This is a genomic window from uncultured Brevundimonas sp. (assembly GCF_947305955.1).
Lineage (GTDB): Bacteria > Pseudomonadota > Alphaproteobacteria > Caulobacterales > Caulobacteraceae > Brevundimonas.
This window is the reverse complement of record NZ_CAMZFB010000011.1, coordinates 53,374-71,643: the sequence shown is the minus strand read 5'-3', so window position 1 is coordinate 71,643 and position 18,270 is coordinate 53,374. Positions and strand designations below refer to the sequence as shown.

Genomic DNA, 18,270 nt, shown 5'->3' with positions numbered 1-18,270 from the left:
CGATTTCGGCGCGGGCGAACATGCCCGGCTTCAGGCCGCTGCCCGAGGCCAGAGTAATACGCGCGACGCCCAGGCGGGTTTGGGCGTCAACCTCGGGCGTGACGATGCGGATGGTGCCGGTGGTCGGCTCGGACTGGGTCGAGGTGATACGGGCGGTCTGGCCTGCGCGCAGGGACGGCAGGCTGGTCTCGGGCACCTGTGCGTCCAGTTCCAGACGGCCATCGCGGACCATGCGGAACAGTTCGGTACCGGCCTGAATGATCTGGCCCTTGGTGACGTTACGGCTGATGACGAGGCCGGAGACAGGGGCGCGGACGGTGGCTTGGGACAGGCGGGTGCGGGTCTCGGACAGGCTGGCGCGGGCGGCGGCGAGCTGCGCCTGCGACGAGCGCTGGTTGGCCAGAGCCGTGTCCAGCGAAGCCTGTGACAGGAAGCCACGCTCCTTCAGCTCCTGAGCGCGGGCAAGGGCGGCGTCATCGCGGGCGGCGTTGGCCTCTGCGGTCTGGACGGCGGCTTGTTGCTGGCGCAGCTGGGCTTGCAGCAGGGCGTCGTTCATCTGGACCAGAGCCTGACCTTGTCGGACATAGGTGCCTTCGTCGGCAAAGACGGCGGTGGCCGTCATGCCGCCGGTCTCGGCACCCACCGGAACCTCTTCCCATGCGCTGACGGTGCCCGAGGCCGCAATGGTGTTGGGCAGGGTGGCCACAGAGGCAGTGACGACGCTGACCGTCGTGGTCGGAGCCGCCTTTTCCTTCTCTTCACCGCCCTTGCCGCAGGCCGCGAGGGTGAGGGCGACAACGCTGACGAGCGTGAGACGAATAGCGTGGGAGCGCGATAGGGTCATGAGGAGCGAACAGTCATGTTTCATCGGGACCGTCCCGACGACTAGATAAAGGCGGTAGGCGTACGCAGGTTGCAGATCAGACAGGCGATCAGGAAGGCGAATTTGTCCGACTATAGGCCGCGTAAGCGAGCGGCTTAGATAACGTGACTTTGCCGCTTCCTCAAATGATCAAAAATTAACCTGCAAATCCTTAACCGCGGCGGGCGTGAAGCCGTGCGGGGGACAGGCGATCGGCCCACTGGACGGGCAGGGGCGAGGTCGTGCCGGTGATCAATGCGGCCAGATGTTCGGCCAGTAGGGGCGAGGCGCAAAAGCCGCGCGATCCCATGCCTGACAGCACATAGAGGTTCTCGTCCACTGGACCACAGACGGGCAGGCGGTCGGATGTGGTGGCGCGCACAGCCACACGGGATTGCGGGGTGTGTTTTGCGGCCTCGTCAGCCCGCATCGGCAGACGGCTCTGCAGGGTTTGCAGATTGTGGTCGGAGGCGTCCGATGACGGTTGCGGATCGGTCTCGCCACGGACGTGGGTGGCCCCATAGAGCAGGCCGTGACCCGTGGGGATGCTGTAGCCGCCCCATGCGGCGGGCAGGTGGTGCGAGCCGTCGTTGACCCAGTCAGCCTGACCCGCGACGGGGGCGAGGTTCAGCTGGGGCAGCAGTTCAGCGGTTCCCCATCCGGCGGCCACGACGACGGCATCGGCGGTGGCAATCGTTTGTCCGTCACGATCCAGGACGGACCACTGACCGTTCTCGGCTTGGAGGGCGGTGACCTCTGCGGTGACGATGGGGGTGTCGGCCAGCCAAGCGGACAGGGCCGTAGCGGGTGACAGGGCAAAGGCCCCCTTCATGTAGAGGCCACCGCAGTCGACCTTTTCGCCCAACAGATCCGAGGCTTCGGCGGCGCTGAGGCGCTGCATGGTGGTGTCGGGCCACAGCGGTTGGGCGGCGATCTTGTCATAGCGGACCGCGTCGCGTTCGGCCTGTTCCAGCTGGACGACACCGTGCTGGAGGATGGCCTTGTCGATACGGTTGTAGAGCTGGCCCGCGCGGTCGAGGCACTGGGCGTAGAGGCCGCCGATGAAGGCATCGCCTGCGTCGAGGCGCGGTGTCACCAGAGAGGCCGGGAATCCCGATGCCCCCGCGCCGGGGGCGCTGCGCTCGATCAGAACGGGCAACAGGCCGATCGCCTTGAGGGCGCGCACAACGCTGGCCCCTGCAATCCCGCCGCCGATGACGGCTATGGATCGCGGCGAGGGTGGCTGAACGGCGGGATCGGCAGGGAGGCGTGCTTCCAGACGTTCGCGCTTGCGGCCATGGCCGGGGCGCTTTTCGACGGTGAAGCCATTGGCCGCGAGTGCGCGGCGGACTGCGCCCGCGACAGTGAATGTCGCCAGATGGCAACCCGGTGCCGACAGGCGGGTGACGGCGGCCATGATGTCCTCGGACCACATGCCGGGGTTGAGGGCCGGGCTGAAGCCATCGAGGAACCAAGCGTCGGCCTTGCCGCTCCATGCGGCCAGCGCCCACTCAACCTCGCCAATCGCAAGATCGATGGTCACGCCCCATTGGGGCAGGTCGATGCGGTGAAAGCCGGGGCGGTTGTCCGGCCACTGGTCCAGTAGGGCGGCTGCCGTGTCCGCGACATCGGGCCATGCGGCCAGCGCCTTGGCGGCTTCCTCGCGGGTGAGGGGATAGCCCTCGACGGTAAAGACGTGGAGATGACCTTGATCGGGGCGGTGAGCGCGCCACAGGTCGATCAGGGCGATGATGTTCAGGCCCGTGCCAAAGCCCAGCTCACCGACGGTGAAATGGCGACGACCCTGCCAGACGGCGGGCATGTCGCATCCGCCCAGAAAGACAGCACGGGTCTCCGCCAGCCCGTCATCCTTGGAGAAATAGACATCGCCGAACCGCCCTGATCGGGGCGAACCATCGTCGGCCCAGAGCAGTTGCGGAGAGGAAGGGTTCGCGTCGTGTGCGTCGGTGGTCATCAGACGGCGGGTTTATCGCCGATGCGGGCACGAAAAAAGGGGCCACCGTGCGGTGACCCCTTTCCGTCACAGAGCGTAGCCCTGTGATGCTAAGATAGAAATCTTAGACTTAGGCAGCCGGAGCTTCAGCAGCAGCCGGAGCAGCAGCCGGAGCAGCAGCGTCAGCAGCCGGAGCAGCAGCGTCAGCAGCAGCTTCGGTAGCGGTGGCAGCAGCGTCGGTAGCTTCAGCAGCAGCTTCGGTAGCTTCAGCAGCAGCTTCGGTGGCTTCAGCAGCCGGAGCTTCGGTGGTTTCAGCAGCCGGTTGGCAAGCAGCCAGGGCCAGAGCAGCGGCCGAAGCGGCGATCAGGGCAGTGATGCGCATGTTAGTCTTCCTTGAGAAGGTTGAGGCGGGGCCCAAAGCCTCGCTGAGCAACAGATAACGGGATCGTGAGCGGAATCGCAAGTGAAATTCTCACGCCTTCGTGAAGTGTGATGTGGAAGGCCGTGGAATCCGCAGGGACGCTTGAAAAGACGGGCGAAAAAAGTTTGAAAAAACAGCGATCTTGCCGCGTTTTTTGGTCGTTTTCGGGCTTAAGCGTACAGTTTTGGCTTGGCTGTATGGCCCATCTTTTTCGACCAATGTCGAGGCCTGAAACGACTCGCGGGGCCCACCGAAATGAGCCCCGCGTGATCGTGATTGGTTAGTCGGTCGGTGCGGCGGCCAGCGCCTCTTCCATCTCCGCGAAGCTGGGCTGGATGGTCGAGGGGATGTCGCCACGGCCGATCTCTACGGAGATCTGGGCGGCGTTGCCGTGAAGGTGGGCAACCAGCACCGACTGGATGATTTTGTAGAAGGCCCCTTCCTCTTCGACGATGGCGTTAAGACGCGCCGCGAAGGGACCGACCAGACCGTAGGCCAGGAACACACCGAGGAAGGTACCGACCAGAGCGCCGCCGATCATGCCGCCCAGAACTTCCGGCGGCTCGGTGATGGAGCCCATGGTTTTGATGATGCCCAGCACGGCGGCCACGATGCCCAGAGCCGGAAGGCCGTCAGCAAGGTTCTGCAGGGCGTGAGCCGGAGCCAGCGCCTCGTGGTGGTGCTTCTCCAGCTGCTTTTCCATCGCATCCTCGATCTGGTGGGGATCTTCGAGGTTCATGGTCATCATGCGCAGGGTGTCGCACATGAAGTCCACGGCGAAGTGGTCCTTCAGGATCTTCGGATATTTCTGGAAGATGGTGCTTTCAGCCGGCTTTTCGATGTGGCTTTCCAGAGCGATGACGCCCTTGGACTTCATCGTCTTGGTCAGCTGGAACAGCAGGCCCAGCAGGTCCTTGTAGTCCTGTTTCTTCCACTTAGGTCCGGCGAAGGATTTGCCCAGACCGCCCAGCGCGCCCTTGATGACCGGCATGGAGTTGGAGATCAGGAAGGCCGCGATACCGGCCCCGAAAATCGCCATCAGCTCATAGGGAAGCGAGTACAGGATGGTGGCCATCTTGCCGCCGTGCAGCAGGAAGCTGCCGAACACCATGGCGAAGAGCAGGATAATGCCGATAATCTGGAACATGGGCCGAAGGCGTCCGCAAGAAGGTAAGCTTGGCGCTTCTTGTGACGGTTAATGCTTAAGGTCAGGTTTCAGCCCGTATCCCTTTGGCAACGGTTTCGGCCAGCCATTCACTAAAAACCGACAGGCGGCGGCTGGACTGCGAGCGGCCCAGAAATACCAGATTGACGGGCATGGGGGCCGGTTCGTGGTCGGGCATAATGCGCACCAGCGCCCCCGAGGCCAGATGATCGGCCACGTCATAGGCCGGAATCTGGATCATGCCGAGACCGGCGAGGGCACAGGCGATATAGGCCTCGGCATTATTGGCCGAGACGCGCCAGTCGACCGCCATCTGGAAACTTTCGCCAGCATGGTCCCATTCCCAGCCCGCCACCCGTGCCGTCAGGGGAGAGGCATAGGCGACCTGAAAATGGTGGACGAGATCGTCCGGATGAGCAGGGGTGCCATGCGCGGCCAGATAGGCGGGGCTGGCGACATTGATCTGGGCGACCTGACCGATGCGGCGGGCCTTGAGACCGGAATCGGCGAGGGTGCCGACGCGGACGGCGACATCGACGCGGTCCTCGACCAGATCGGCATTGCGGTCGTTCAGGCACAGATCGATCTGAACATTGGGCCATTTCGCCAGAAAGTCCGGCAAGGCAGGGGCGATGATCAGCCGACCGATGCGGCCCGGAACATCGACGCGGACGCGCCCTTCCAACTGTTCGGCAGAGCGGAACAGGTTTTCCATCTCTTCGCTGGAGGCCAGAAGGGTATGGCTGCGCTCGTGAACGATCTGGCCCTCGTGGGTCAGGCTGACGCTGCGGGTGGTACGGTTAAGAAGTCGCGCCCCGACCAGAGTTTCCAGCGCGGTGACGGCAACAGAAACGCGTGATTTCGGCAGGTGAAGAAGGTCGGCGGCCTTTGTAAAGCTTCGCGTTTCGACCACCGTGTTGAATATACGGTAAAGCTCAATCCGGTCCATTGTCGCCGATTTCTGAACAGTGAATTCCGATTGTTCTGATTTATCACTGAAGCACGGCACCGTATTTTGACCAAACAGTGTTTTGGCTGATCAGGTGTACATTATGACTCGGACTATCGCGAACAAATCGATCGTCATTGCCGGTGGCGGCAAGAATCTGGGGGCGTTGATCGCGCGCGACTTTGCCGGACTGGGCGCAAAGTCGATCGTCATCCACTATCACAGCGCCAGCGCAGAGGCCGAGGCGAAGGAAACCGCCAAGGCGGTCGAGGCGGCGGGGGCAAAGGCCCTGCTGGTTCAGGCCGATCTGACCAAGGCATCGGAGGTCGAGCGCCTGTTCCGCGAGGCCGAGGCGGCATTTGGTCGACCTGATATTGCGATCAATACCGTCGGCATGGTGCTGAAGAAGCCCATGCTGGAGATCACCGAAGACGAATACGACACGATGAGCGCGGTGAACGCCAAGTCGGCCTTCTTCTTCCTGAAGGAAGCGGGCAAGTCGGTTCAGGACGATGGCGCGATCTGCACCTTGGTGACGTCGCTGCTAGGGGCCTATACGCCCTTCTATTCCAGCTATGCGGGGACCAAGGCTCCGGTCGAGCACTTTACGCGTGCAGCGTCCAAGGAGTTTGGCGAGCGCGGTATTTCAGTGACCGCGATTGGCCCCGGTCCGATGGACACGCCCTTCTTCTATGGTCAGGAAGACGAAGGCGCGCAGGCCTATCACAAGTCGGCGGCGGCCCTGTCGGGCAAGTCCAAGACCGGCCTGACCGATATCGAGGACATCGCGCCGTGGGTTCGCTTCCTTGTGACCGAAGGCTGGTGGATGACGGGCCAGACCATTCTGGTGAACGGCGGCTACACCACCAAGTAACGGACATGAAAAAAGGGGCGGTGGATGTCTCCACCGCCCCTTCTTGTTGGATAGCCGGGCCTTAGAGGCGAAGCTCGCCCTTCAGAATGGCCTGACGCAGTTCCTCGGTCAGCAGTTGGTAGCCGTCAGGGCCGCCGCGGACATAGAGCGGGCCGTCGACCTTTTCCGGATCGAAGCCGTCGTTCACCAGATCGACCTTGCGGTATTTGAAGGTGCCGGTGGTTTCGGCCGACTTCAGCAGGCGCACGAAGCACGGACGGGCATAGGGCGGCAGCTGGGCGTCAGCTTCGCTGGCGAAGGCCTTGGCGTCGAATGCGTCGTTCTCAAGCACCAGACCGACCATGCCGGCGCGGCCTTCCTGGCCCGGAACGGTCACGCCATAGGCGATGACTTCCTGCACGCCCGGCGCTTCGGACAGGTGCTGTTCGACCTCGGCGGTCGAGACGTTCTCGCCCTTCCAGCGGAAGGTGTCACCGAGGCGGTCCATGAAATAGACATAGCCCTGCTTGTCCTGACGCATCAGGTCGCCGGTGCGGAACCAGCGGTCGCCCTTCTTGAAGACGTCGGTGAGGATCTTCTTCTGGGTGGCGGCCTTGTCGGCATAGCCGGTGAAGTCCTGACGGACGGTCGAGCCGATCACGCCGATGGCCTCGCCGATCTCGCCGGTCTTGACCAGCTTGCACAGGCCGTTGGGGCCGCGCACCGGCTCGCCCGTTTCCGGATCAAGCTCGATGATGCGCAGGTTGATCTGGGACTTCAGATAGGAGGGCACGCGACCGATGGCGCCAGCCTTGCCGCCGAAGTTGAACAGCGAGACGTTGCCTTCGGTGGAGCCATAGAACTCCAGCACGACCGGAACTTTGAAACGGCTCTGGAACTCGGTCCACACGTCGGGGCGCATGCCGTTACCGAAGGCCAGACGCAGCTTGTGCGAACGCTCGTCGGCATTTTCCGGCGAGTTGACCAGATAGCGGCACAGTTCGCCGATGTAGACGAACATGGTCGCACCGGTGGACTTGACGTCCGGCCAGAAGGTCGAGGCCGAGAAGCGGCGGCGGGTGACCATGCGGCCACCGTTCAGCAGGACCGAGCCGACGCCCACCAGACCGCCGGTCGAGTGGTACAACGGCAGTACGTTGAACAGGGTGTCCTTTTGGGTCGCGCCCGTGCCGCCCGCGAAGGCGCGCATATAGGTGCGGGCACGCGAATGCGGGATGCGCGCGGCCTTGGGCAGGCCCGTGGTGCCCGAGGTATAGATATAGAGTGCGGTGTCGCGGTTCGTGAGGCCCTTGCGCAGGCCACGATCCGGACGGACCGACGAGGCGCTGCGGACGGCATTGTCGAAGTCGCGACGGTCGTTCGTCTCGTTCTCTTCGCCCAGACCCAGTACCCACAGCATCAGGTCGCGCCCGATACGGCCGCGGGTTTCCTCGATCGCCTGCCAGCAATCCTCGTCCGAGACGACGTTGAAGGCACCCGAGATGTTCAGGCAGTGGCCCAGAGCCGCGCCGGTCAGATTGTTGTTGATCAGGGCCGTCGCGATGCCGACCTTGGAGAAGCCGAACCATGCGGCGACGTATTCGACGCGGTTGTGCATCACCAGCGCGATGGTGTCGCCGCGCTTTAGATTGCGGCCGGCAGCCCAGTTGGCATAACGGTTCGCGAGAGCTTCGAACTCGCGATAGGTCAGGCGACGGGTCTCGTCTTCGACGCAGATATTATCCGGGTATTTGTCGACGGCTTCTTCGATGTCGTCGCAGATCAGAACATCACTATCCAGAGCGATAGGTTTGATGCGCTTTAGAAGGCGGATGAGACCTCCCAGGAAGCGGATTTCGCTCTTGATGTTCGACACCATACCCATGAGTGCGCCACCTTTCCCCATCGAATATTTTCTTTTGTGATGAACGGCATGGCGGCCCGGGTCAACCGTCCCGAGGGGCCAAGCGGTACAATGTTGCGTAAAACCCAAGCGAGATGAGTCGATTTCTGTGACGCTAGGTCAAGATATTGGCCGACCTTAGGTAAAGTCTTGGCCAAGTGAGGCAATCGCGTTCCGTAAGAGACCGAATCCGGGCGTCTTGGTGCTTGCTCAACCGGATGCAGTAGGTCGCGTGCGTCTCATGATACGGCCACAGGTTCGATGAACTGCAGATTGTGAGTTTTCTTGGCGGGACATAGATTGGTCCCGATCTGTTGGTGAGGTCTGGCCGACAGACCGGATTATCGGAGTGAGTATGTCGTCCACAGCGTCAAACGAACCTCAAAACCCGCAATCGGAACCGGCGGAGAAGACGAACAACTCTGCAGCGCCCGCTGCGGCGCAGGGTCCTGTGCCGTTCCGGCGCGGTCAGATTGTTTGGGGCCGTCCGCCGCAAACCACGTTTATGGCCGGACCACTGCCGCGTGACGAAGGCATGGCGCGCCTGATGGCGATGCCGCCGCACCCCCAGCCTCGCCCTGCACCCGCTCCGGCGCGCCCGGCGGCGAGCGGACTGGGCAATTTCTCCAATGTGCCCCAAGCTCCGCGCAAGCCTGCCCCGACCACGGCCCCGCAAGGCTCGATTTTCGGGGGATCGCTGGTGCCTTCTGCGGCGACGCCGTCCCTGAAACCGGCAGAGCCTGTCAAACCGGCTCCGTCGGTTGAAAACCCTGTGGTTGCGCCGTCCATCGCTCAACCCGCCGTGGCCGAGCCGGCGGCAAAGCCCGCTCCGGTTGTGGGACCGACCCTTTCGCCCACTACGGAACCCCCCGCTGCAGAAGCCTATGTCGCCAAGGCACCCAGCCGCGGGAACAAGGGGCTGCTGCTGGCCGGTGTGGCTGTGGTCGCGATTGGTATCGGTGCCTTTGTGTGGTGGTCCTCGCGCGATGCCGCGCCGTCGGGTGATGTCGCTGCCCCTGCCGAGGTGGTAACCGCTCCGGTTGAGACCGCCGACGAAGCTGCGGTGCCTGTCGATGCGCCGGTTGCGGAGCAGGCAACGCCTGCGCCTGTGGAGGTCGCGCCGCCTGCGGTGACGGCACAACGTCCGGCTGCGCCCAAGGCCACGTCAACGGCTCCGGCGACGCGCACGGCACAAACGCCGACGCCTGCCGCACGCACCGAGACCCGTCCGGCTGCGACCGCACCCGCCCGCCAACCGGCGACTGCTCCGGTGGTTGTGGTGGAGCCCGAACCGCAGGTGACGGCACCGGCTCCGGCGGCTCGGGTCACGCCGCAAGCCCCCGTGCCGGTTGATCCGGATGTGCCGATCCGCACGGCCCCGACGCCGATCGACGAGGACTGATCAGTCCTTGGCCGGTTGCTGGACGAGCGGGAGATAGCCCCGCTCGACCATGCGTCTGAGCCCCTCATAGGCTTCGGCCAGTTCCTCATAGGCGGTGCGGGCAGAAGCCAGACGGGCGATCTGGTCCGGCGTGGCCGGAGAGCCTGAATGGGCGAGGCGCAAAGCCTCGGCGACCCAGCGTGCGCGGGCGGTTGAGGTAAGGACCGCCAGCTTTTCGAACTGGGAGGCGCTGGTCTGGCCCAGCGTCTGGCCGATCAACTCACGGTTGGCCAGCCATGCCGTATAGTCGATTTGTTCCAGCGCCCCGCGGATACGACGCTGTTCCTGCGGGTCCATGTCTTCCGGCTGGAAGTGGTCGCGCTGGCGACGGTAGCTTTGGGTCAGGACGGTCGACATAACGCCTCTCCATCTTTCACGGCCATGGGACCAAGCTGGGCTGTGAGAGTTAACTTCGGGTTGAAGTCGTGGAACGGCGATTTTCCGGAACCAGTCCGGATATCACCGGATTGAATCTCCCAGGCTGGACATGGTTTGCATGTCACGTTCACGGGAGCAAAGTCGTATGACCGATCCGCACGCCACGCATGACACGTCTTGGGAAGAAGCGCTGGAAGAAGCCTTCCACCGTCTGGAGCAGGGTGAGGGCGTTACCGACCAGCAGTTTGCCGAACTGCTGGCCGAGCTTCAGCAGCGACGTGCAGAGATGCGGAGCTTGCCGGAAGAGGACCCGCGCCGGAACCGTCTGGCCGAATTGATGGCACGCGCCGAACAGCTGGAAGCCAGCGCCGCCAAAGGGCGTGGCCCGACCGACGAGGTCAGCAGCATGCTGGGCGGACTGGTCGGACAGCCGACCAGCACCACCGCCCCCGCTATCCCCGAGGTCGAGGGTCTCGAAGAAGACTGATTATGTGAAGGTCGCCTAGGGGTTCAGCTTGCCCTTGGCGGCCTTTGCCGACAGCACGACATCCTTGTCCGGCATGTCCACCTTGATCGGTGACTGTGTCACGGCATGCAGGATGTGGCGGATGATGTTCAGACGCGCCGTCTTCTTCTTGTCCGTCTTGATCACCGTCCACGGGGCGAAGTCGAAGCTGGTCTTGGCCAGCATTTCATCGCGCGCCTTGGAATAGAGGTCCCAGCGGGCCTGTGCTTCCTTGTCCATCGGCGAGACCTTGAAGCGTTTGATCGGGTCGGTTTCACGCTCTGACAGGCGCTGGGCCTGTTCCTCGCGGCTGATGTCGAGCCACAGCTTGATGATGGTGATGCCCGAATGGACCAGCAGGCGCTCGAAGTCCTCGACATCGCGCAGGAAGTCCGCGTGCTCCTGAGGGGTGCAAAAGCCCATTACCGGCTCGACGCCCGCGCGGTTGTACCATGAGCGGTTGAAGATGACCGTCTCGCCTGCCGCCGGAAGGTGGGCGACATAGCGCTGGAAATACCACTGGCTGGATTCGCGCTCGGTCGGTTTGGGCAGGGCGACCACGCGGGTCAGACGCGGGGCCATGTTTTCGGTCAGGCGCTTGATCGCGCCGTCCTTGCCTGCCGCGTCGCGCCCTTCGAAGATGATCAGAGTCTTGCGGCCCTGTTCGATTCCGGCCGCCTGAATCTCGACGATCTGAACCTGAAGGGCTTCGAGCTGGGCTTCATAGTCTTTGGACATGGCGTCTCGCTTTCGCGTCAGGCCGAGGCTGGCTGTGCTGCGTAATGTCGCATTACGCGCTCGTAACTTTGCTTATTCCTGAACTCGGTCAAGCATGGCGGTATGAAGAAGAACACCCGAAGCCTAGCCCTTAACCCCACCGCCCATCCCGACCGCCGACTGGTTCTGGCGGCGGCGACGGGATCCGCTGTCGCCGCCATGATGCCTTCGGTGGCGCGAGCGCGCGATGTTGGTAACGCCATGGAAGAAGCGCTGGCCAAGGTGTTCGAGGCTGAAAAGCCTGTCGCTCTGGCGGGACGGTTCTGGAAGGACGGCCAGACGGTCTGGCAGGGGGCCAGGGGCCTGCGCCGCGCCGGTGGCGATGCGGCGGTGACGGTGGAAGATGTCTGGCATCTCGGGTCCAATACCAAGGCCATCACGGCGGCGCTGTGGGCGCGGCTGGTCGAGCAGGGCAGGGCGCAGTGGGACAGGCCGCTGACGCAGGTTGTGGCGGCAGCTTTTCCTGACATGGCGGTGCATGAGGCATGGGCCGACCGTACGGTCGAGGACTTCTTGCGCCACCGTGCGGGCCTTTATGACACCCGCCATATCAACGGCCTTTGGCTCATGACGGCACGGGCGGACCGCAAGCCGCTGACCGAGCAGAGACGCGCCATGGTGGGCCGTATTCTGGGCGCGGCACCTGATGGCCCGCGCGGCACCTTCCAGTACGGCAATGCCAACTACATCCTCGTGGGCGCTCTGATGGAGGGGCTGACCGGACAGTCGTGGGAAGACCTGATGCGGGCAGAGGTGTTTGCCCCTTTGGGCATTGCGACGGGCGGGTTTGGTCCGCCACCGGGCGACCAGCCGTGGGGCCATAACGGGGAGCGTCCGGTCGATCCGGCCGGGGGTGGCGGGGACAATCCGCCTGCACTGGGGCCTGCGGGGACGGCGCACATGGCGCTGGAGGACTACGGGCGGTTCCTCAACGCCATGATGTCGCCGGGCTGGCTGTCGCAAGACAGCCTCGACAAGCTGCTGACGCCCTTGGAAGGCGAGGAATATGCGCTGGGCTGGATCGCTATGGGGCGGCGCGGCTGGGCCAGCGGGCCGGTGCTGATGCACAGCGGATCGAACACCATGTGGTTCGCCACCGCCGTTCTGGCCCCCGCTGTGCAGCAGGCCTTTGTGACAGTGGCCAATGACGCCGCACAGGGCCAGCGGGCCTGTTCGATCCTGATCCCGCAAATGATCGCGGCATCGACCGCGAGTTAAAATAACGGAATCATTTCAGTTGACCGTTGGCGATTAGCAAGGGACAACGTTTTTGCAGTCCGGATATCGCGTGGGGTCCAAACTCGCGTCTCGCTCCTTAGTCGAACGAGGTTGTCCAGATGGGCTGACGGTTGTCCCTCGGGATAACTGCCTGGAAAACGCGTTCAACGGAGACGCAACATGGCGACCGGCACGGTCAAGTGGTTCAACCCGACCAAGGGTTATGGCTTCATCCAACCTGATGATGGTGGTTCGGACGTTTTCGTCCACATCACCGCTGTCCAAAAGGCCGGCCTTGCTGGCCTGGATGACAACACCAAGGTCGAGTACGAACTCGAAAACCAGCGCGGCAAGACCGCTGCTGTGGAACTGAAGGTTCTCTAAGAACCCCAAGCTCCGGACCTAAAGGTTCAGGAAGACGCGGACGGCCCTCGGGTCTTCCGCGTTTTTTTGTGCCCGCTAGAATCCGATCTCGGCTTTCAGGGCCTGTGCCGTCAGGCCGCCTTCGCGCAGGGCCTTTAACGTCACCGATCCGTCGCGCTTGGCATAGCGGCGGCCATCAGGACCCGTCAGCAGGCGGTGGTGGTGGTAGACAGGCTCCGGCCAGTCGAACAGGGTCTGGATCAGGCGCTGGATATGCGTTGCCTCGAACAGATCGACGCCGCGAATGATGTGATTGATCCCCTGAAGCGCATCGTCGTGAACGGCGGCCAGATGATAGGCGGCCCCTGCATCCTTGCGCGACAGCACCACATCGCCCGCCGTTTCGGGGCGGGCCTTGATGCGGCCCCGCTCGCCGTCGGGACCAGTGCCTTCCTCAAAGAAGGAGAGGCTGTCCCAGATTGTGCCGCCCAGCGTCTCGCGGGCGGCATCCAGCGATAGTCGCCATGCGAACGGCTTTCCGGTGGCCAGAAGTTCGGCCTCTTCATCCGGTGTGTGGGGGCCGGGGCGGACAGCTTCTGCCGCGCCGTGGGGAGCATGGCCGATGCCGTCCAATATCTCCTTGCGGGTACGGAAGCAGCGATAGACCAGCCCGCGTTGGCGCAAGGTCTCGACCGCAGCGGCGTAGTCAGCCAGATGGTCCGACTGGCGGCGGACGGGCGTTTCCCAGTCCAGACCCAGCCACGTCAGATCTTCAGAGATGCCGTCCTCGAACTCCGGTTTGCAGCGCGTGGGATCAATGTCTTCGATCCGCAGCACAAACCGACCGCCCGCCGCCTTGGCGGCGCGATAGGCCGTCAGGGCCGAAAAGGCATGGCCCTTATGCAGGCGTCCCGTCGGGGACGGCGCAAAACGCGTGGCAAGCATGGCGGTTACATTCGCTTCAGGGCACCGCTGGCGACCGCCATTTCTACGGCGGCCCTGATGTCTTCCTCGGCTACGAAATCGAACAGGGCGATTATGTGCTCGATGGAGAACTGGCGCAGTGAAAACGCGTGATGCATGGCGTGCGCCACCGGTCCGCTGAAGACAGGCGGGGCGGGCAGCTGCACCTGATAGACGGTGGGCGTAGACGTCGATGGCAGGTTGAACTGGCCGGTGCGAGGGACCAGCCGGTTTTGCGCCATGGCCACCTCGTCTCGGAAGGCCGGATGGCTGCACAGCGCCGAAAGCTTTTGGCCCAGTTTGGCGAGGTGGTTCTGGAGTGCCCGCCCGCCGTCCTTTGATGCCGGCGGGAAATACTGACGGAAATCGCTGTCCTGCATGGCGGCGTGTTCCAACAGACTGAACAGGATACGTCCGTACAGCGGGGTTACCGAGAAGGTGACGTGAAGCGACGGGCCATCCTTGGCCAATGCGTCGTGGAACCAGCCGCGTGGCAGATAGAGGACATCACCGGGCTTCATGGTGATTTCGGTCACCAGCGGTCCGCAGTTGGCGCTGTACCACTGGGTGAGATCGCGCCCCGTGGCGGGCAGGTCCACGATGTCGGCAATACGGTTGCGATACAGTCGCCAGACCTTTTCGCCCTCCACCTGAATGGCGAAGACATGGTGCATGTCTAGATGAGGACCGAACGCCTGCACGTTCTTGAACGAGCAATAGATGTTGGCCCCGATCTGGGCGGCAAATTCTTTGGATAGCGCAGCCGATAGCTGGGCGATGGCCGGATGCAGGCCGCCGACATCGTCGGTGATCAGGCTGGCCCCCTGCGCGAGCAGCAGTTCGATCTTGCGCGGATCGGGGACAGGTTGGCGACCTTGGGGCGTGACGGCCTCGCGGCAGTATTGGTCCAGCGGCACGGGCTGGGTGTTGTGGACCATCTTGAGCGATTGCGGCGTCCAGTGGCCCGACTGGTTCAGCAGTATGTTGAAATCGGACCAGCCGAACAGCGCATCCTTGGCCGATCCTGACGCCGCCGGAATGTGAAGCGGCTGACGGTCATGGTACTGGCCATAGAAGTCGTCGGGCGTGACGGGGTGGAGAAGTTCGGCCAGACTGATCATGCAGGGACGCTAGTCCGAGAGGCGGACCCTGTCGAGGGAGGGGCCGTGGGTTCGCGGAGATCGCCGGATGACGCATACGGATAAGGCCAAGGCCCTGAGCGAGCGGATGGTTGAGGCGCGCGCGGCCTTGGCGCACCTTGATCCCCGTCTGGCTGTGATCCACGCCCAGACGCCGCCTATCGAATGGCGACTGCGGACGGGCGGTTTTGAGGGGCTGTTCCGGATGATCGTAGAACAGCAGGTGTCGGTGGCGGCGGCGGCCTCGATCTGGCGGCGCGTGGGCGAGGGGCTGGGCGAGATTTCGCCGCAGCGCGTCTTGTCGCTGGAAATCGACGAGCTGCGGGCCTTTGGCCTGTCGGTGCAGAAGGCGCGCTATGCCCACGAGATCGCGCAGGCGCATACCAGCGGGGCGATTGATTTCGACCATCTGGAACGGTTGGACGATGATGCGGCGATTGCGGCCCTGACGGCGATCAAGGGCGTGGGGCGGTGGACCGCCGAGACATTTCTGATGTTCTGTGAGGGGCGGTTGGATGTGTTTCCGGCGGGCGATGTCGCCCTGCAGGAGGCGTGGCGCTGGGCGGACCGGCAGGAGGTGCGTCTGAAAGAGCGCGACTTCTATGCCGTGGCCGAGGGGTGGAAGCCCTATCGCTCGGTGGCGGCCCAGATACTGTGGCACTGGTACGGGGCGGTAAAGCGCGGTGACATCGCGCTGGAAGGCTGACGCCCCTATCGAGCCGCCTTTTGTCGGGACGGACATTTGCCAAGAGCATGTTATGGATAGGGTTTGGCGCGTTCCCGATTGCGCCGGAGGATTGATGTGACCCTGAGCGCGACGACCGAACTGGCCCGACCGGAAAACGTACTGCCCCTGCTGGATCTGGCGGGTGTGGCCGTGTTTGCCGCCACCGGTGCCCTGGCCGCCGCGCGCCAGAAGCATGACCTCGTGACCTTTGCCTTCTTTGCGGCCTTTACGGGCGTGGGCGGGGGGACCGTGCGCGATCTGCTGATCGGGGCTCCGGTCTTTTGGGTCAAGGACTGGTGGTACATTGCCATCTGTCTGGCGGCGGCTCTGGCGGTCTGGATCATCGGGGCGCGCACCTGGCGTTTTCGCGCCCTGCTGTGGCTGGATGCGGTGGGTCTGGCGGCCTATGGCGTGCTGGGGGCGGCCAAGGCGGCGTCCTATGGCGCGGCACCGCTGATCTGCATTGTCATGGGGGCGCTGACGGCCTGTTTCGGCGGCATCGTGCGCGATGTGCTGGCGCACCAGCCCTCCATCCTGCTGCGCCGCGAACTGTACATTACGGCGGCCCTGCTATCGGCGACCCTGTTCGTGGCTCTCAAGGCCATCAGCGTGCCGACCGTTATTGCGGTGCTGGTGGCGATTGCCGCAGGTCTGGCCCTGCGTGCGGGGGCCATCCTCAAGGGCTGGAGCCTTCCGGCCTTTCCCTCAACGCCGCAGCGTTTCTGAAGCTTGGCTATAAAAGAACCATGATATTTAAGTCATGGTGATGTGCGGGAATCAGGTTTAACCTTTCTTCGTCCTGACGAAGGAAGGAGACGTGTCTTCAGTCCTGTTGCGTCGATAGATTGCCGTGCCGGAGGGCTTGCGCGATGCAGGTCCTGACTGGCTCGCCCTCGGGCTATCCGGCTCTCGTGCTGAATGCCGACTTCCGGCCCCTGTCCTATTTCCCGCTGTCGCTGTGGTCGTGGGAAGAGGTGATCAAGGCGGTCTGGCAGGACCGTGTCGAGGTGGTGGCCACCTATGACCGCGTGGTCCGCAGCCCCTCGATGGAAATGCAGCTGCCCAGTGTGGTCTGCCTGAAGTCCTATATCGATCAGGACCGCAGTCCCGCCTTTACCCGCTTCAATGTGTTCCTGCGCGACGGCTTCCGTTGCCAGTATTGCGGAGAGCGGGGCACGTCCCACGACCTGACCTTCGATCATGTCCTGCCCCGCTCGCAGGGCGGCATCACCTCATGGCGCAACATCGTGACCGCCTGCGGTCCGTGCAATCTGAAGAAGGGCGGACGGACCCCCCTGCAGGCCCAGATGCCCCTGCGACGAAAAGTCGAGCGCCCCACCACATGGCAGCTTCAGGAAGCGGGCCGGAAATTCCCGCCCCAGACCCTGCACAAGAGCTGGCTCGACTTTCTTTACTGGGACGTCGCGCTGGAGGCCTGAGGGGCGGCGTCGACTGCGGCGGCGATTTGCGCGAGCAGGGCCGAGCGCTGGGCGGAGCGGCCTGTGGCTGTGGGCCATGCCGACAGGATGACGACGACGGTGCGGCGGTTCGGGTCAATGGTGATCGACTGGCCGAAGATGCCATAGGCGCCGAAACGACCGTTCTCGTGGGTCCACCACTGGAAGCCGTAGCCTTCGCCTTCCTCGCCGATGTCGGCCTGTTTGGTGGTGGCCTGTTCCAGCCAGCCGTGGGGCAGGACTTCGGTGTCGCCGATGCGCCCGCCGTCGAGGATGAACTGGCCCACGCGGCCCCAGTCGCGCAAGGTGGCGATGACGCAGCAGCCGCTAGCTTCCTGACCCGTCTCGTCGATCATCCAGCCGGAATCGCGCTCCATCCCATAGGGCTGCCATAGTTTTTCGGACAGGTAGTCGGCCAATGGCTTGCCCGTGGCGCGGGTCAGCAGAACGCCGACCAGATTGGTCTCGCCCGTTGAATAGTGCCAGCGGGTGCCCGGCTCTGCGGCGCGCTTCAGCTGGCGCATGTAATGCAGGGTCGGGTCCATGCCGCCCGTCTCGTGCTTGGTGAAGAAGCGGGCCACGTCGGCGTTGGGGTCGGTATAGTCCTCGTTCCAGTCCGCGCCCGATGTCATGGTCAGCAGCTGGCGCACGGTGACCCCGTCATAGGCGCTGCCCGCCAGTTCGGGCAGGTAGCGGACGATGGGTGTCTCGAGGCTTTCGATATAGCCATCCTTGATCGCCGCCCCGACCAGCGTCGAGGTCAGGGATTTGGCGACCGAAAAGGAGGTCCAGCGGCCCTCGGGCGTGAAGCCAAGGCCGTACTTCTCGAATCGGATATGGCCGTCCTGAAGCACGAGGATGCCAGCGGTGTGCTCGCTCTGCATATAGGCGTCGACATCAAGATCCAGTGGCTCTCCGGCGGGCAGGGGATGGGGACGCTCGCCCGCCTTGATCACGCGGTGGGGGACGATCTGGTCCATGGCGCGAAAGCCTGCCTCGCGCGCGGCCTGCGGCCAGAACAGCACCTGCGACGGCGTCTCCAGCGCGGGCAGGACATCCTGTGCCACCGCGGGCGAAACAAGCGCGGTGCTCAGGATCAGGCTGGCGGCCAGTGCGGAAAGTCGGCGCATGGAAAACCCCTCCGGTTCGAATTGCGACCACAGCAATACGTCAAATCGACGGATGTGTAACGCTT

At 63.7% G+C, this 18,270-nt stretch carries 19 protein-coding genes; 8 read left to right on the top strand and 11 right to left on the bottom strand.

The annotated features are described in order from the left end of the window. The 5 genes from Q0Y42_RS04910 to Q0Y42_RS04890 all read right to left on the bottom strand — a co-directional run. On the bottom strand, positions 1–844 hold an 844-nt coding region (locus tag Q0Y42_RS04910), incomplete at its 3' end, for an efflux RND transporter periplasmic adaptor subunit (RefSeq protein ID WP_297800804.1). A 190-nt stretch (positions 845–1,034) separates the two neighbouring features. Beyond that, a complete protein-coding gene (gene mnmC / locus Q0Y42_RS04905; RefSeq protein WP_297800803.1) occupies positions 1,035–2,837 on the bottom strand; it encodes an FAD-dependent 5-carboxymethylaminomethyl-2-thiouridine(34) oxidoreductase MnmC in 1,803 nt (600 codons plus the stop codon). 109 nt (positions 2,838–2,946) lie between these two features. Then, complete coding sequence (locus tag Q0Y42_RS04900) at positions 2,947–3,198, bottom strand: hypothetical protein (RefSeq protein WP_297800801.1); 252 nt, start codon at positions 3,196–3,198, stop codon at positions 2,947–2,949. A 319-nt stretch (positions 3,199–3,517) separates the two neighbouring features. Then, positions 3,518–4,384, bottom strand: coding sequence for a flagellar motor stator protein MotA (gene motA, locus Q0Y42_RS04895; protein ID WP_297800799.1), 867 nt, complete (start codon positions 4,382–4,384; stop codon positions 3,518–3,520). A gap of 61 nt (positions 4,385–4,445) precedes the next feature. Beyond that, positions 4,446–5,351, bottom strand: coding sequence for a LysR family transcriptional regulator (locus tag Q0Y42_RS04890; RefSeq protein WP_297800798.1), 906 nt, complete (start codon positions 5,349–5,351; stop codon positions 4,446–4,448). A 103-nt stretch (positions 5,352–5,454) separates the two neighbouring features. On the opposite strand from Q0Y42_RS04890, the gene Q0Y42_RS04885 reads away from it, so the two are divergent. Further along, a complete protein-coding gene (locus Q0Y42_RS04885) occupies positions 5,455–6,225 on the top strand; it encodes an SDR family oxidoreductase (protein ID WP_297800796.1) in 771 nt (256 codons plus the stop codon). A gap of 61 nt (positions 6,226–6,286) precedes the next feature. Here Q0Y42_RS04885 and Q0Y42_RS04880 read toward each other — a convergent pair whose 3' ends face one another. Continuing rightward, entirely contained in the window at positions 6,287–8,089 is a 1,803-nt protein-coding gene (locus Q0Y42_RS04880) for a long-chain-acyl-CoA synthetase (RefSeq protein WP_297800794.1), read from the bottom strand. A gap of 373 nt (positions 8,090–8,462) precedes the next feature. On the opposite strand from Q0Y42_RS04880, the gene Q0Y42_RS04875 reads away from it, so the two are divergent. Beyond that, entirely contained in the window at positions 8,463–9,509 is a 1,047-nt protein-coding gene (locus Q0Y42_RS04875) for a hypothetical protein (protein WP_297800792.1), read from the top strand. Here Q0Y42_RS04875 and Q0Y42_RS04870 read toward each other — a convergent pair whose 3' ends face one another. Then, entirely contained in the window at positions 9,510–9,905 is a 396-nt protein-coding gene (locus Q0Y42_RS04870; RefSeq protein WP_297800790.1) for a hypothetical protein, read from the bottom strand. Positions 9,906–10,071: 166 nt separating this feature from the next. On the opposite strand from Q0Y42_RS04870, the gene Q0Y42_RS04865 reads away from it, so the two are divergent. Beyond that, positions 10,072–10,413 (top strand): hypothetical protein, encoded by a 342-nt coding sequence (locus Q0Y42_RS04865; RefSeq protein WP_297800789.1) that lies wholly within the window; start codon positions 10,072–10,074, stop codon positions 10,411–10,413. 15 nt (positions 10,414–10,428) lie between these two features. Here the strand turns inward: Q0Y42_RS04865 and ppk2 are convergent, their stop codons facing one another. Continuing rightward, positions 10,429–11,169 (bottom strand): polyphosphate kinase 2, encoded by a 741-nt coding sequence (gene ppk2, locus Q0Y42_RS04860; protein WP_297800787.1) that lies wholly within the window; start codon positions 11,167–11,169, stop codon positions 10,429–10,431. Positions 11,170–11,271: 102 nt separating this feature from the next. On the opposite strand from ppk2, the gene Q0Y42_RS04855 reads away from it, so the two are divergent. Both Q0Y42_RS04855 and Q0Y42_RS04850 read left to right on the top strand, forming a co-directional pair. After that, positions 11,272–12,426, top strand: a complete 1,155-nt coding sequence (locus Q0Y42_RS04855) for a serine hydrolase domain-containing protein (protein ID WP_297800785.1) — start codon at positions 11,272–11,274, stop codon at positions 12,424–12,426. A 180-nt stretch (positions 12,427–12,606) separates the two neighbouring features. Continuing rightward, entirely contained in the window at positions 12,607–12,810 is a 204-nt protein-coding gene (locus Q0Y42_RS04850; RefSeq protein ID WP_242914672.1) for a cold-shock protein, read from the top strand. A gap of 75 nt (positions 12,811–12,885) precedes the next feature. Here the strand turns inward: Q0Y42_RS04850 and gluQRS are convergent, their stop codons facing one another. Together gluQRS and Q0Y42_RS04840 are read right to left on the bottom strand one after the other, a co-directional pair. Beyond that, positions 12,886–13,734: a tRNA glutamyl-Q(34) synthetase GluQRS gene (gluQRS, locus tag Q0Y42_RS04845; protein ID WP_297800783.1), complete on the bottom strand. Its 849-nt coding sequence runs from the start codon at positions 13,732–13,734 to the stop codon at positions 12,886–12,888. A gap of 5 nt (positions 13,735–13,739) precedes the next feature. Beyond that, entirely contained in the window at positions 13,740–14,873 is a 1,134-nt protein-coding gene (locus Q0Y42_RS04840) for a cupin domain-containing protein (RefSeq protein WP_297800781.1), read from the bottom strand. A gap of 67 nt (positions 14,874–14,940) precedes the next feature. Between Q0Y42_RS04840 and Q0Y42_RS04835 the strand changes: the two genes are divergently transcribed. The 3 genes from Q0Y42_RS04835 (at position 14,941) to Q0Y42_RS04825 (ending at position 17,057) form a co-directional block, all read left to right on the top strand. Continuing rightward, the gene (locus Q0Y42_RS04835) at positions 14,941–15,597 is read left to right on the top strand and encodes a DNA-3-methyladenine glycosylase (protein WP_297800779.1); all 657 of its coding nucleotides are present in this window, start codon (positions 14,941–14,943) and stop codon (positions 15,595–15,597) included. 96 nt (positions 15,598–15,693) lie between these two features. Then, a complete protein-coding gene (locus Q0Y42_RS04830) occupies positions 15,694–16,344 on the top strand; it encodes a trimeric intracellular cation channel family protein (protein ID WP_297800777.1) in 651 nt (216 codons plus the stop codon). A gap of 143 nt (positions 16,345–16,487) precedes the next feature. Next, positions 16,488–17,057 (top strand): HNH endonuclease, encoded by a 570-nt coding sequence (locus Q0Y42_RS04825; protein WP_297800775.1) that lies wholly within the window; start codon positions 16,488–16,490, stop codon positions 17,055–17,057. Here Q0Y42_RS04825 and Q0Y42_RS04820 read toward each other — a convergent pair. Further along, entirely contained in the window at positions 17,030–18,205 is a 1,176-nt protein-coding gene (locus tag Q0Y42_RS04820) for a serine hydrolase (RefSeq protein ID WP_297800773.1), read from the bottom strand. The genes Q0Y42_RS04825 and Q0Y42_RS04820 overlap by 28 nt on opposite strands. Positions 18,206–18,270 lie beyond the last annotated feature (65 nt).

Bases quoted from the DNA above. Each gene is read 5' to 3' on its own strand.
- mnmC (WP_297800803.1), bottom strand. From the start codon at position 2,837: ATGACCACCGACGCACACGACGCGAACCCTTCCTCTCCGCAACTGCTC.
- Q0Y42_RS04900 (WP_297800801.1), bottom strand. From the start codon at position 3,198: ATGCGCATCACTGCCCTGATCGCCGCTTCGGCCGCTGCTCTGGCCCTG.
- Q0Y42_RS04880 (WP_297800794.1), bottom strand. From the start codon at position 8,089: ATGGGTATGGTGTCGAACATCAAGAGCGAAATCCGCTTCCTGGGAGGT.
- Q0Y42_RS04855 (WP_297800785.1), top strand. From the start codon at position 11,272: ATGAAGAAGAACACCCGAAGCCTAGCCCTTAACCCCACCGCCCATCCC.
- Q0Y42_RS04885 (WP_297800796.1), top strand. From the start codon at position 5,455: ATGACTCGGACTATCGCGAACAAATCGATCGTCATTGCCGGTGGCGGC.
- Q0Y42_RS04875 (WP_297800792.1), top strand. From the start codon at position 8,463: ATGTCGTCCACAGCGTCAAACGAACCTCAAAACCCGCAATCGGAACCG.
- motA (WP_297800799.1), bottom strand. From the start codon at position 4,384: ATGTTCCAGATTATCGGCATTATCCTGCTCTTCGCCATGGTGTTCGGC.
- Q0Y42_RS04820 (WP_297800773.1), bottom strand. From the start codon at position 18,205: ATGCGCCGACTTTCCGCACTGGCCGCCAGCCTGATCCTGAGCACCGCG.
- Q0Y42_RS04850 (WP_242914672.1), top strand. From the start codon at position 12,607: ATGGCGACCGGCACGGTCAAGTGGTTCAACCCGACCAAGGGTTATGGC.
- Q0Y42_RS04825 (WP_297800775.1), top strand. From the start codon at position 16,488: ATGCAGGTCCTGACTGGCTCGCCCTCGGGCTATCCGGCTCTCGTGCTG.
- ppk2 (WP_297800787.1), bottom strand. From the start codon at position 11,169: ATGTCCAAAGACTATGAAGCCCAGCTCGAAGCCCTTCAGGTTCAGATC.
- gluQRS (WP_297800783.1), bottom strand. From the start codon at position 13,734: ATGCTTGCCACGCGTTTTGCGCCGTCCCCGACGGGACGCCTGCATAAG.
- Q0Y42_RS04835 (WP_297800779.1), top strand. From the start codon at position 14,941: ATGACGCATACGGATAAGGCCAAGGCCCTGAGCGAGCGGATGGTTGAG.
- Q0Y42_RS04840 (WP_297800781.1), bottom strand. From the start codon at position 14,873: ATGATCAGTCTGGCCGAACTTCTCCACCCCGTCACGCCCGACGACTTC.
- Q0Y42_RS04890 (WP_297800798.1), bottom strand. From the start codon at position 5,351: ATGGACCGGATTGAGCTTTACCGTATATTCAACACGGTGGTCGAAACG.
- Q0Y42_RS04870 (WP_297800790.1), bottom strand. From the start codon at position 9,905: ATGTCGACCGTCCTGACCCAAAGCTACCGTCGCCAGCGCGACCACTTC.
- Q0Y42_RS04865 (WP_297800789.1), top strand. From the start codon at position 10,072: ATGACCGATCCGCACGCCACGCATGACACGTCTTGGGAAGAAGCGCTG.